Source organism: Paracoccus sp. (in: a-proteobacteria) (assembly GCF_046462195.1).
In the GTDB taxonomy this organism is placed as follows: domain Bacteria; phylum Pseudomonadota; class Alphaproteobacteria; order Rhodobacterales; family Rhodobacteraceae; genus Paracoccus.
Window position 1 is genome coordinate 1 of the sequence record NZ_JBKGUN010000278.1, and the last position, 12,119, is coordinate 12,119.

Here is a 12,119-nt window from a genome sequence, read left to right on the forward strand (position 1 = left end):
TCGAATGACATGGCCGAGGCTGAAACCGAGATGCCGCGATCCTGCTCCATCTTCATGAAGTCCGACCGCGTGCGCCGCGCCTCGCCCTTGGCGCGCACCTGCCCGGCCATCTGGATGGCGCCGCCATACAGCAGGAATTTCTCGGTCAGCGTGGTCTTGCCGGCGTCGGGATGCGAGATGATCGCAAAGGTCCGACGGCGGGCAATCTCGGGCGGAAGTTCAGGGCGATTGGTCATGCACGCGGCTTTAACGCGCCGCCGGGCGCAAGGCAATCTCCGCCGATGCGGGCGGGACCGGTTCAATTGTCGGTAACCTCGGGTTGCAGGCGGGGCAACTTGGCGGAACATGTCCCGATGCAAAGGAGCGACATGACCATGGACGGATCATTGAACCAGTTGCTGCGCCTGCTGGCGAACCGTGGTCTGGAATGGCTGCGGCAAAAGATCATGGACCTGCCCGACCCTTGTCCGCCCGATCACCCCGATCTGGCCGGGCTGGTTCTGGCGGCAAGGGTGGCACCGATCCTGAGCGGCTTGCGCGGCCGCATCTCGCCGCTCGAGGTGATCGTCCTGCGCCGCCTGACGCCGGAGGCGATCCGCAGCGGTCTGCTCCGCGTGCTTGACGGGTCGCGCAGTTCCCTGGATCTGGATCTGGTTCAGGCCGGCGGGCTGATGATGCAGGATGATCCCTTGTGGCAACTGGCCGGCGTGACTCTGGCCGAGGATGACGACCTGCCGCTGCAGTCACGCCTTGCCTTCCGCAAGGATCCCGACCTCATCCGTCAGGCCGAGGTATATCTCACCGCGCCGCCCGATCCGTTCATGATCGGTCCCGACCATGTCGCCCGTTTCGCGCAGATGCTGATGCTGTTGTATCATTTTGGCGCCCGCCGCCCCGCTCTGTCCGGACCAAGGGCATTCACGGCCATTCATCACCACCTGATGATCCTGCAGCGCTGGAGCCAGGCCTCGACCTGCACCGCCTCCAAGGCGCAGGTGATCCTCTGCCTGCGCCTGATCGACCCGGATCACGAACTGGGTGAAATGCTGTCGGACCTGATCCAGACACAGCGCCCGGACGGTTCTTTTCCTGCGCGCACGGGATTTTCGACACAGGATCAGGATTTTGCCGCGGCGGTGCTGCCGACCGCGCTGGCGGTGACGGCCCTGCACATGGTGGCGTACCGCCGGTGGCAGGGGCCGGCCCCCGTCTGGCTCGACCCCCAGCCCCTGCAGGCCACGCTGCGAATCCTGACGGCCCGCCTGATCACCGCGCTGCCCGACCCCGTTCCCTCGGCGCAGGCACTGTTCTTGGCGGCCACCCTTGGGCGGGCCACGGGCGAGGACTGGTTCCGGCGCCTTTCACCCCTGAAGGTGGCCGGACCACGGCAGCTGGCCCGATTGGCGCGCCTGTGTTTCCGCGATCCCGTGTCGGCGCGGCAACTGCGCCAATGGCTGCATCTGGATCGCCGTGACCTGATGCGTCTGCCCGGAGTGTCAGGAGTCGAGGCAAGGTGGCTGTGGGGCAAGCCTGTCCTGATCGGCGACCCTCCGCCTGAGGCATTGCTGGCCCTTTGGGACAAGGCTGCCCGGTCAGGCGATGTCCGGAGCTTCATGGCCCTGGCCGCCACTGCCCTGCACCATCAACCGGGACCGACCACGCCTGCCATCCGCGCCATGACCCGGCGCCTTGCGGCAGAAGCGCTGGCGGCGGACGTGTCCTCGGCCGCAGGCCTTTGTGCGCATCTGGACCGCATGACCTTGCTGGTCGCCCTGTTCGAGACGGTCGAGCCCGTGGCTGCAGCCGCCTAGAACAATCCCTCGACCTGACCCTGGTCATCCAGGCCGATCACCTCGGCGGCCGGATGCCGGGGAAGGCCCGGCATGGTCATGATCTGCCCGCAGATCGCCACCACAAAGCCCGCACCCGCGTTCAGCCGCACCTCCCGAACAGAAATCACGTGACCATCGGGTGCGCCGCGCAGGTCGGGATTGGTCGAGAAGCTGTACTGCGTCTTGGCAATGCAGACCGGCATGCGGCCGTGTCCCGCCTTCTCCCAAGCGGCCAGTTGATCGCGGATGCCCGGTCCGGCCTCGACCATGGCGGCACGGTGGATCCGGGTGCAGATCGTCTCGATCTTTTGCCAAAGCGGCATTTCATCCGGATAAAGAGTTCGAAAATCCGCCATGCCGTCTTCGGCCAGTTCCACAACGGCCCGCGCCAGATCCTCGGCCCCCGCCCCGCCTTCGGCCCAGTGCCGCGCGGGAATGGCCAGAACACTGCGATCCGTGCAATAGCGCAGAAGGGCCGCGATCTCCGCCTCGGTGTCGCCGGCGAAATGGTTGAGGGCGACGACCACGGGCAGGCCAAAGCTGCGAATGTTCTCGATGTGCCGGCCCAGATTGGCGCAACCTTCGGTGACGGCGGCGACATTCTCGATCCCGAGATCGGCCTTGGCCACACCGCCATTCATCTTGAGCGCCCGTACCGTCGCCACCAGCACCACGGCCGACGGTGCCAGACCCGCGAGCCGGCACTTGATGTTCAGGAACTTTTCGGCGCCCAGATCGGCCCCAAAGCCTGCCTCGGTGACGACATAATCGGACATCCGGAGCGCCGCCTTGGTCGCGATGACGCTGTTGCATCCATGGGCGATATTGGCAAACGGGCCCCCGTGAACCAGCGCGGGATTGTTTTCCAGCGTCTGGACCAGGTTCGGCTGCAGTGCGTCCTTCAGCAGCACGGTCATGGCACCATCGGCCTTGAGATCGCGCGCCGTCACCGGCTGCAGGGCGCGGGTATAACCCACGACGATCCGGGCCAGCCGATCCTGCAGATCGGCCAGGTCGCGCGCCAGGCACAGGATCGCCATCACCTCGGACGCGACCGTGATGTCAAAGCCCGTTTGCCGCGGAAACCCGTTCCCGGGGCCGCCCAGCCCAAGGGCCATGTCCCGCAGCGCCCGGTCGTTCATGTCCATGACGCGCCGCCATGTGACGCGCCGGGCGTCGATATCCAGCGTGTTGCCCCAATGGATATGGTTGTCGATCATCGCGGCCAGCAGATTGTGGGCCGCGGTGATGGCATGGAAGTCACCCGTGAAGTGAAGGTTCATGTCCTCCATCGGGACGATCTGCGCATGCCCGCCGCCCGCCGCGCCCCCCTTCATGCCGAAGTTCGGGCCGAGGCTTGCCTCGCGGATGCAGATGGTCGCGCGCTTGCCGATGCGGTTCAGCGCGTCGCCCAGACCCACCGTCGTGGTTGTCTTGCCCTCGCCGGCCGGGGTCGGATTGATGGCAGTTACCAGGATCAGCCGGCCTTGCGGACGCCCCTCCAGATCGGCGATGGCCTGATGGGTGATCTTGGCTTTGTCATGCCCGTAAGGAAGGATCTGGTCGGTTGTCAGGCCGAGGCGTGACGTGATATCCGCGATGGGCCGCTTGCTTGCAGCGCGCGCGATCTGGAGGTCTGTCTGCATTGCGTTACCGGACCACCATCACCGAAACAGGGGAATGCCGCACCACCGCATTGGCGTCACGGCTGACCAGGATGCTGCGCAATTCATCCGGCTTGTCGCTGGCCATCACGATCAGATCGGCACCGTACTTGCGGGCGGCATTGAGGATGGTTTCGGCGACATGTCCATGACCAACATGGATGGAGACCCGGTCCGCATCCGGAAAGTGCTGGCTGGCAAAGCGGTCCAGTCCCTCCTTCGTGGCTTGCAGGACCTTCTGCTCGTACCCCTTGGGGAGAAAGGTGGCGACCATCGAGCTGCCAAAGTCATGCACGATCGCCAGCAGGTGGATCCTGCCCGCATCCCCCGCCAGCCGCTTGGCGACTGGCAGGGCCCTTTCCCAGCTTTCCGGGTGCTGCAGGTCGATCGGCAAGAGGACATTGTCATGCATGGCGGGGATCCTTGCGGGTTCGGACGCTCGGGGCGGATGCCGCGCGACGACGCTGCGCCCAGATCACCAAGGCCAGCAGCAGAAAGGCCGGAATATAGATCCAGTAGCGCGAAGGCGTTTGGGTGGGCGCATTGACGGCCAGAACCGTCTGATCCCAGTCCAGCCCCGCAGCCTGTGCGGGACTGTCAAAGGCCACGTTGTCGATCAGCACCCGATCCCCGTCCTGCACCAGTTCGATCCCGGCAGCGGCCAGGCGATCTTCGCCGGTCTCGCCTTCGGGAACCGGCAGCAGGGCCGTGAACTCGACGGCGCTGCCGATGTCGTTCAGGCCCGCGATGCGGAGGCGCAGCCCGTCGCCAACCTCGCTCTCCTCCAGCGCCTGCACGAATTCCGTGCCGGGACGTTCCTCGAACGGCGGAAAGACATAGCCCCAGAAAAAGCCGGGACGGAAGATGGTGAAGGCGATCAGCGCCAGCAGCGCCGTTTCCCACAGGCGGCTGCGCACCAGGAACCATCCCTGCGTGGCTGCAGCGAACAGCAGCATGGCGATCGTGGCCGTGACAAAGACAAAGACACCCTGCACCCAGCCCACGTCGATCAGCAGCAGGTCCGTGTTGAAGATGAAGAGAAAGGGCAGCGCTGCCGTCCGCAGGCTGTAGCCGAAGGCGACGACACCGGTGCGGATCGGGTCGCCCCCGGACACGGCGGCGGCGGCGAACGAAGCAAGCCCCACCGGCGGCGTCACGTCGGCCATGATCCCGAAGTAGAACACAAAGAGGTGCACGGCGATCAGGGGAACGATCAGCCCGTTCTGCTGCCCGAGCGTCACGATGACAGGGGCCAGCAGCGCCGAGACGACGATATAGTTCGCGGTGGTCGGCAGACCCATCCCCAGGATCAGCGACAGGAATGCCGTCAGTCCCAGGATGGCCAGCAGGTTGCCGCCCGACAGGACCTCGACCACGTCGGCCAGGGCCGAACCCACCCCTGTCTGGCTGACCGCGCCCACGATGATGCCAGCGGTGGCCGTGGCGATGCCGATCCCGATCATGTTGCGCGCACCGCTGATCAGGCCGTCGACCAGATCATCCACGCCCGACCTCAGGGCGCGCCCCGTGCGGGTGTTGCCGGTCCGGTCCTCTCCGCGCATCCAGACCATCAACGGGCGCTGCGTCACCAGGATGAAGATCATGTAGGCCGTCGCCCAGAAGGCCGACAGGCCCGGCGACAGGCGGTCCACCATCAGCGCCCAGACCAGCACCACGACAGGCAGGATATAATGCAGCCCCGACCGCACGGTTGGCCCGGGCAGCGGCAGCGCCGTCACTGGCGCGTTGGGATCGTCCAGCTGCAGCGGTTCTTCCCTGGAGGCGACCCAGACCAGACCGACATAAGCCGCCGTCAGCAGGCCAAAGACGACATAAGGGGCGTTGCTTCCAAAGGCAGGGCGGATCCAGCCCATCCCGTAATAAACCAGCAGCGACAGGGCGCAGACACCCGCGATGATAAAGGCCCCCGTCAACAGGCGGCGCAGGATCGGCGGCGGGGTGTAGGAACGCGGCAGCCCTTCCATCCCGGCCTTCATTGCCTCCAGATGGACGATATAGACCAGCGCGATATAACTGATCGTGGCGGGCAGGAACGCGTGGCGCACCACGTCGAAATACGGAATGCCCACATATTCCACCATCAGGAAGGCGGCCGCCCCCATGACCGGCGGCATGATCTGCCCGTTCACCGAGGACGCGACCTCGACCGCGCCGGCCTTTTCGGAGCTGAAGCCGACCTTCTTCATCAGGGGAATGGTAAAGGTGCCGGTTGTCACGACATTGGCGATGGACGAGCCCGAGATCAGGCCGGTCATCGCGCTGCTGACCACTGCGGCCTTGGCCGGTCCGCCCCGCAGATGCCCCATCAGCGAGAAAGCGACCTGGATGAAGTAGTTGCCGGCACCGGCCTTGTCCAGCAGCGCACCGAACAGCACGAACAGGAAGACGAAGCTGGTGGACACGCCCAGCGCGATGCCGAAAACGCCCTCCGTCGTGATCCACTGATGATTGGCCACCTCGGCCAGCGAATTGCCGCGGTGCGCGATGATCGACGGCATGTAGGGGCCAAGAAACGTATAGACCAAGAACACCGTCGCCACGATCATCAGCGCGGGTCCCAAGCTGCGGCGCGTCGCCTCCAGCAGCAGCAGGATGCCCAAAACCGCCACGATCAGGTCGGTGGTGATCGGCGCACCGACACGACGGCCCAGTGCATCGCTGTTGACGAACACGTACATTGTGACCGCAACGCCAAGGGCCGCCAGCGCCCATTCCCATGGTGGCACCCGCGTCTTTGGGCTGCCCAGCAGGACTGCTCCGATGACTCCTGCGCCCGACAGCGCAATCCACCACAGCGGCATGCTGGACGGCGCCCCATAGATGAACAGGCCCGACAGGATCAGCGGCACCGCCACCCCAAGCACCAACTGGAACGGAGAACGCTCGGCCGGATAGGCCATGAAGGCCAAGAACAGCGCAAAGGCCAGGTGCACCGCACGGGCATCGGTTGCGCTGATGATGGCGACATTCAGCATGAAGGGCAGCGGAGAGGCGATCCACAGCTGGAACAGCGACCAGCACAACGCGACGCCCAGGATCAGCTTGCCCACGAGGCCGGGCGGCGTCCGCGCGCCCGTGTCGGATGAGGCGACCAGTTCGTCCAGCTCTTCAGGGGTCAGATCACCCCGGCCTGCGGCCTGCAACTCGACCGCGCTGGCCTGTTGCTGGTGACGGTCCCCGGTCTTGTCGCTGTCGCTCATCACGGCACCCCCTGCGATGCATGTCATTCTGATTGATTCATGATGAAGGGGCGGCCCGAAGGACCGCCCCGATCAGTGCCGGATCACTCGATCCAGCCCTGTTCGCGGTAATAGCGTTCCGCGCCGGGATGCAAGGGCGCGCTGTTGCCGTCCGAGATCATCTCTTCGGGTTCCAGGGTGGCGAAGGCCGGATGCAGGCCCTTGAAGCGGTCGAAGTTGTCGAAGACCGCCTTCACGACCTGATACACGGTTTCCTCGGGCACGGCGGCCGACGTGACAAAGGTCGCCTTGACACCGAAGGTTTCGGTATCCTCGTCGTTGTTGGCATACATGCCGCCGGGGATGGTGACCTTCGAGTAATAGGGGTGTTCCTCGACCAGCTGGTCGATCGACTCTCCCGCAACGGTCACCAGACGTGCCTCCACGGTCGAGGTTGCTTCCTGGATCGAGCCGTTGGGATGGCCGACGGTATAGGTGATCGCGTCGACCTGGTTGTCGCCCAGCGCGGCCGACTGCTCGGCCGGACGCAGTTCGGACGTCAGCGCGAAGTCGGACATAGACATGCCCATTGCTTCCAGAACGACCTCGAAGGTCCCGCGAGATCCGGAGCCGGGGTTGCCGACGTTCACGCGCTTGCCCTTGAGATCCTCGAAGTTGGTCACGTCGCTGTCGGCGCGGGCAACGACAGTGAAAGGCTCGGGATGAACGGCAAAGACCGCGCGCAGGTCCTCGAACGCGTCGCCTTCGTAATCCGAGCTGCCGTTATAGGCGTGATACTGCCAGTCCGACTGGGCCACGCCCATGGTCATGCCGCCGGACTTGATCTGGTTGATGTTGTCGATCGAGCCGCCGGTGGCGGGCGCGGTGCAGCGCAGGCCGGTTTCGGCCGTTTCACGGTTCACGAGGCGGCAGATCGACTGGCCCACGACGTAGTAGACGCCGGTCTGGCCGCCCGTGCCGATGGTGATGAACTGTTCCTGCTGAGCCAGAACGGGGCTTGCGGCCAAAGCGAAGACGCTTCCCATCAGGATCGGTTTGAGTTTGCTCATGCTGCTTCTCCCTTGGTTTTTCCCGCCCAAAGCATGCGTGGCATCCATTAAGCAAGATCACGGCAACGTTAGTGCCGTCGGGCGGAATGAACAATCCCTGTCGGTCGGCCGGTTCCGCATGACCGCCGCCCCTGTGCCCCGAAACCAAGTGGGCAATGCCACGATTGCGGCCGGATTTCAGCCCATCTGTGCGGCAACGGCACAGCGCAGTTCGGGCAAAAGTTCTGCTTCGAACCAAGGGTTGCTACGCAGCCAGCCCGTGTTGCGCCAGCTGGGATGGGGCAGCGGAAAAACAGTGGGGGCATGATCGCGCCAGTTTCTCACGGTCTGGGTCATGTTTCTGGCCCCAAGGTGCCAGCGCATCGCGTGCCCGCCCACCAGCAGCGTCAGGCGCGGTTTCAGCATGCCCATGACGCGGTCGCGCCAGGTCGACGCACAGATCGGGGGCGGCGGCAGGTCCGATCCCTTGCTGTCATAGCCCGGAAAGCAGAAGGCCATCGGCACGATCGCCACGCGGTCAAGGTCATAGAACTGCGCGTCCGATACACCCATCCATTCGCGCAACCGCTGACCCGAGCGGTCCGTGAAAGGGCGACCGCTTTCGTGAACCCGGGCGCCGGGCGCCTGCCCCACAATCAGGAGGCGCGCGCCGGGACGGAACCAGGCCACGGGGCGGGGGGAATGACGGGTGGCGGTGGCCGCAAAGCGGCCGGCGCAAAGGCGACAGGCGCCGATCTGATGGGCAAGGTCTGACATTCCTGTCACTTAGTCTAAAAATGGCACCAAAGAAGACTGGCCCCCACCATTTTGTCACCGCAAATGTGCAAGACTGGACAGCATGCCTTGTCCAACCTAAAGTTGTGTGGTGCAGTCGAGGCCCCTGCATGGCATGCCTCGTGACCCTTATCCTGGTAACCCATGAGCAATGCTTGAATTCGACAACGTGTCCAAGTCGTTCTGGACAGGAAAGCAGCACAAGATCATCCTCGACCGCGCTTCGTTCCGTGTCGAGCTGGGGCAATCCCTTGGGATTCTGGCCCCCAATGGCACGGGCAAGACGACGCTGGTCAACATGATGTGCGGCCTGGAGAAGCCGGACGAGGGTCGCATCAGGCGCGATTGCCGGATCTCGTTCCCGCTGGGTTTCATGGGCGGCTTGATCGCCAAGCATACGGCCAACGAGAACGCGCGTTATATCGCGCGCATCTACGGGCTGGATCCCGATTACGTGTCCGCCTTCACGCGCTGGCTGTGCGACATCGCGGAGTATTTCGACATGCCGGTGGGCACGTTCTCCAGCGGCATGCGGCAGCGGTTCACCTTTTCGCTGCTGCTGGCGCTGGATTTCGACATCTACCTGATCGACGAGGGCATGCCCCAGACGACCGATGTCGAATTCAACCGCAAGGCAGGGCGCGTCCTTTTCGACCGGCTGAAAACGGCCACCACCGTGATCGTGTCCCACCAGCCCAAGACGATTGAAAAGTTCTGCAACCGCGCGGCGATCCTGCGGGACGGCCGGCTCTACATGTTCGAGACACTGGACGAGGCGAAGCAGTATTATGACTACACTTCCTAAGGCCCGCCGTTATCACGCCTCGGTTTCGGAATCCGTGACGCCGGCCAAGGCTGCGCCCGGAGAAAGCCCGCCTGCCGACCCGACACCCGCCGTCAGGCTGGAGGTGATGCGCAAGAAGAGCGAACCTGCCCCTGATCCGGCCTCCGATCCGGCCACTGCGGCAACCGCGGAACAGGCGCGCATGGAGCGTTTCATGACGACAGAACCGGTGGAGGACGGCTTTGCCGGTTTCAGTCTGCACCGTCCTGCGCCTGACACGGCACCCCCGGCATCGACGCAGCCGGACCCGGATCTCGAGGCGAAACTGACGGCGATCCGGGCCGAAAAGCTGTCCGAGCGACAACTCCGCATCGCGCGCCGCATCGCCGCCCTGCACAAGATCGAGGCAGCCTCCAGCGAGGAAGCCGTTCTGCGCCTGCGGGAGCGCGGCATCGACCCGTCGCATCGCAATGCGGTGGGCAGCATCCTGTCGTCGGAAGGCAACCGCGCACAAAAGGCGCCAGCGGCCAATGCCCCTGCGGTTCGCCGTCCCGTTGTGCCGTCAATCGTGCCCGATCCCCTGCCCGCGCAGCGCCCGTCCCTGCCCTCGCGCGAGGATCTGACCGAGGAAAAGCGCGCCGCTGAAATCTATCGCATCCAGCGTGATCTGGCCCGCCGCCGCCGCCGCCGCATGGGCATGCTGGCCCTGCGCCTGCTGGCCTTTGTTCTTGTGCCTACCGTGCTGGTGGGTTGGTATTACGGGCGCGTGGCCACGCCTCTTTATGCCACGTTCACGCAGTTCCAGATCCAGTCGGCCGAGGGAGGATCGTCGTCTGGCGGCCTCGGCGGCCTTCTAGGCAGCGGCGGGCTCGGGATGAACTCGGACGCTGTGGCCGTGCAAAGCTATCTGACGTCGCGCGATGCGATGCTGCGGCTGGACCGTGACCAGGGCTTCAGGCGCGCGTATCAGGACCCGTCGGTCGACCCGATCAAGCGCCTTGCGCCGGATGCGACGAATGAGGCAACCTATACCTTGTACGAGAAATCGGTCAAGATCGGCTATGACCCGACGGAAGGCGTCCTCAACATGGAGGTCATCGCGCCCGACCCCCGGCAGAGCGAACAGTTCTCTCGGGCACTGATCTCCTATGCCGAGGAGCAAGTCGACGCGATGACGGGGCGACTGCGATCGGACCAGATGGACGGCGCCATCGGGACCTATGAAGATGCCGAGGCCAAGATGCTGGCGGCGCAGATGCGTGTGCAGGATCTGCAGCAGCGCCTGGGGGTGCTGGACCCGATCGCGGAAAGCTCGGTCGTCATGGGTCAGGTGTCGCAGCTCGAAGGCCAGCTGACGGCCAAGCAACTGGAGCTGGGTCAGCTTCTGGCCGTTGCCGCCCCGGTGCAAAGCCGCGTGGACGCCGTTCGCGGCGATATCAACCGGCTGCGGGAACTGATTGCCGAAACACGGATGGAACTGACCGAAGGCAGCAGCACGCGGGGCTCGCTTGCGGTCATCGGCGGCGAGCTGCGCGTGGCCGAGGCCGAACTGGCCGTCCGCCAGGAACTGCTGGCCGCCGCGGCCGGCCAGATGGAAATGGCCCGGATCGAGGCCAACAAGCAGGTCCGCTATCTGTCGCTGTCGGTTTCGCCCATTCCGCCGGACGAGGCGACCTATCCCAAGGCGTTCCAGAATACGCTGGTGGCATTCCTCGTCTTTTCAGGTATCTATCTGATGCTGTCGCTGACGGCCTCCATCCTACGCGAACAGGTATCGACATGACCCAACACAGGCACATCTCCATCGGCTCCCTCACCTGCGGAAACGATCTTCCGCTGACCGTGATCGCGGGCCCTTGCCAGCTGGAATCCCTGGAGCACGCGCTGATGATCGCGGAAGCCATGGCCAAGGCCTGTGCGGACGCCGGTGCCAGCTTTGTCTTCAAGGCCAGTTATGACAAGGCCAACCGCACCTCGCTGTCAGGCCGTCGGGGCCTGGGCATCGACGAAGGGCTGCAGATCCTCGCGACCGTCCGCGAGCGCATCGGCTGCCCCGTCCTGACCGACATCCATGATGCCGAACAGGCCGCTCGCGCGGCCGAGATGGTCGATATCATCCAGATTCCGGCCTTTCTGTGCCGCCAAACGGATCTGCTGTTGGCTGCAGGCCGCACCGGGGCGGTGGTCAACATCAAGAAGGGCCAGTTCCTAGCGCCGTGGGACATGCCCAATGTCGCCGACAAGGTGGCATCGACGGGAAACCAGAACATCCTGCTGACCGAGCGAGGGACCAGCTTCGGCTATAACACCCTCGTCGCGGACATGCGCGCCCTGCCGATCATGGCGCGTACCGGCTATCCAGTCATCATGGACGCGACCCATTCCGTGCAACAACCGGGTGGACAGGGCGGGTCGTCGGGCGGGCAGCGCGAATTCGCGCCTGTCATGGCTCGTGCCGCCGTGGCGCTTGGCGTGGCAGGAGTTTTCATCGAAACGCACGAGGACCCGGACCGCGCACCTTCGGACGGACCCAACATGATTCCGTTGGACCAGATGCCGCGCCTCATCGCCTCCCTGATGCGCTTCGACCACCTTGCAAAAGAAGACCCATTGTCCGCCTGAGGCCGCCGATACCTATCGGATCACCCTGCCCTGAAGCGGAGCGTTCCACTGAGGCCACGCGCTGCACCGGTGCCCGGCATGCGCCCTGGGATCTCTCGGCTGCCTAACATGATGGGCGACAAGCCAGAGCGTCAGAAATTCAGACGCCATCGCATCGGCGACTTCCACATCGA

10 protein-coding genes are annotated in these 12,119 nt (G+C 64.7%); 4 read left to right on the forward strand and 6 right to left on the reverse strand.

The genetic code is table 11. From position 1 onward, the window contains the following. A partial coding sequence (locus ACLHHB_RS16720; protein WP_410219413.1) for a GTP-binding protein occupies positions 1 to 236 on the reverse strand: 236 nt, incomplete at its 3' end. A gap of 132 nt (positions 237 to 368) precedes the next feature. Here ACLHHB_RS16720 and ACLHHB_RS16725 point away from each other — a divergent pair. Next, on the forward strand, positions 369 to 1,811 hold the full coding sequence (locus tag ACLHHB_RS16725) for a hypothetical protein (RefSeq protein ID WP_410219414.1): 1,443 nt from the start codon (positions 369 to 371) through the stop codon (positions 1,809 to 1,811). Here ACLHHB_RS16725 and ACLHHB_RS16730 read toward each other — a convergent pair. The 5 genes from ACLHHB_RS16730 to ACLHHB_RS16750 all read right to left on the reverse strand — a co-directional run bounded on the left by ACLHHB_RS16730 (position 1,808) and on the right by ACLHHB_RS16750 (position 8,522). Then, on the reverse strand, positions 1,808 to 3,478 hold the full coding sequence (locus ACLHHB_RS16730) for a formate--tetrahydrofolate ligase (RefSeq protein WP_410219415.1): 1,671 nt from the start codon (positions 3,476 to 3,478) through the stop codon (positions 1,808 to 1,810). The genes ACLHHB_RS16725 and ACLHHB_RS16730 overlap by 4 nt on opposite strands. 4 nt (positions 3,479 to 3,482) lie before the next feature. Then, entirely contained in the window at positions 3,483 to 3,908 is a 426-nt protein-coding gene (locus ACLHHB_RS16735; protein WP_410219416.1) for a universal stress protein, read from the reverse strand. Continuing rightward, positions 3,901 to 6,717, reverse strand: a complete 2,817-nt coding sequence (locus tag ACLHHB_RS16740) for a TRAP transporter permease (RefSeq protein ID WP_410219417.1) — start codon at positions 6,715 to 6,717, stop codon at positions 3,901 to 3,903. Before ACLHHB_RS16740 ends, ACLHHB_RS16735 begins: the two co-directional genes overlap by 8 nt. An 83-nt stretch (positions 6,718 to 6,800) precedes the next feature. Next, the gene (locus tag ACLHHB_RS16745; protein WP_410219418.1) at positions 6,801 to 7,766 is read right to left on the reverse strand and encodes a TAXI family TRAP transporter solute-binding subunit; all 966 of its coding nucleotides are present in this window, start codon (positions 7,764 to 7,766) and stop codon (positions 6,801 to 6,803) included. A gap of 177 nt (positions 7,767 to 7,943) precedes the next feature. Next, positions 7,944 to 8,522 carry a uracil-DNA glycosylase family protein gene (locus tag ACLHHB_RS16750; protein ID WP_410219419.1) on the reverse strand — a complete coding sequence of 193 codons (579 nt, stop codon included), beginning with the start codon at positions 8,520 to 8,522 and terminating at the stop codon, positions 7,944 to 7,946. A 169-nt stretch (positions 8,523 to 8,691) separates the two neighbouring features. Between ACLHHB_RS16750 and ACLHHB_RS16755 the strand changes: the two genes are divergently transcribed. From ACLHHB_RS16755 to kdsA, 3 genes are read left to right on the forward strand one after another with little or no spacing between them, the layout of a single operon-like run. After that, positions 8,692 to 9,345: an ABC transporter ATP-binding protein gene (locus ACLHHB_RS16755; RefSeq protein WP_410219420.1), complete on the forward strand. Its 654-nt coding sequence runs from the start codon at positions 8,692 to 8,694 to the stop codon at positions 9,343 to 9,345. Further along, a complete protein-coding gene (locus tag ACLHHB_RS16760) occupies positions 9,329 to 11,107 on the forward strand; it encodes a capsule biosynthesis protein (protein ID WP_410219421.1) in 1,779 nt (592 codons plus the stop codon). Before ACLHHB_RS16755 ends, ACLHHB_RS16760 begins: the two co-directional genes overlap by 17 nt. Next, positions 11,104 to 11,946, forward strand: a complete 843-nt coding sequence (gene kdsA, locus ACLHHB_RS16765) for a 3-deoxy-8-phosphooctulonate synthase (protein ID WP_410219422.1) — start codon at positions 11,104 to 11,106, stop codon at positions 11,944 to 11,946. Before ACLHHB_RS16760 ends, kdsA begins: the two co-directional genes overlap by 4 nt. Positions 11,947 to 12,119 lie beyond the last annotated feature (173 nt).

Bases quoted from the DNA above. Each gene is read 5' to 3' on its own strand.
- ACLHHB_RS16725 (WP_410219414.1), top strand. From the start codon at position 369: ATGACCATGGACGGATCATTGAACCAGTTGCTGCGCCTGCTGGCGAAC.
- kdsA (WP_410219422.1), top strand. From the start codon at position 11,104: ATGACCCAACACAGGCACATCTCCATCGGCTCCCTCACCTGCGGAAAC.
- ACLHHB_RS16745 (WP_410219418.1), bottom strand. From the start codon at position 7,766: ATGAGCAAACTCAAACCGATCCTGATGGGAAGCGTCTTCGCTTTGGCC.
- ACLHHB_RS16750 (WP_410219419.1), bottom strand. From the start codon at position 8,522: ATGTCAGACCTTGCCCATCAGATCGGCGCCTGTCGCCTTTGCGCCGGC.
- ACLHHB_RS16755 (WP_410219420.1), top strand. From the start codon at position 8,692: ATGCTTGAATTCGACAACGTGTCCAAGTCGTTCTGGACAGGAAAGCAG.
- ACLHHB_RS16735 (WP_410219416.1), bottom strand. From the start codon at position 3,908: ATGCATGACAATGTCCTCTTGCCGATCGACCTGCAGCACCCGGAAAGC.
- ACLHHB_RS16760 (WP_410219421.1), top strand. From the start codon at position 9,329: ATGACTACACTTCCTAAGGCCCGCCGTTATCACGCCTCGGTTTCGGAA.
- ACLHHB_RS16740 (WP_410219417.1), bottom strand. From the start codon at position 6,717: ATGAGCGACAGCGACAAGACCGGGGACCGTCACCAGCAACAGGCCAGC.
- ACLHHB_RS16730 (WP_410219415.1), bottom strand. From the start codon at position 3,478: ATGCAGACAGACCTCCAGATCGCGCGCGCTGCAAGCAAGCGGCCCATC.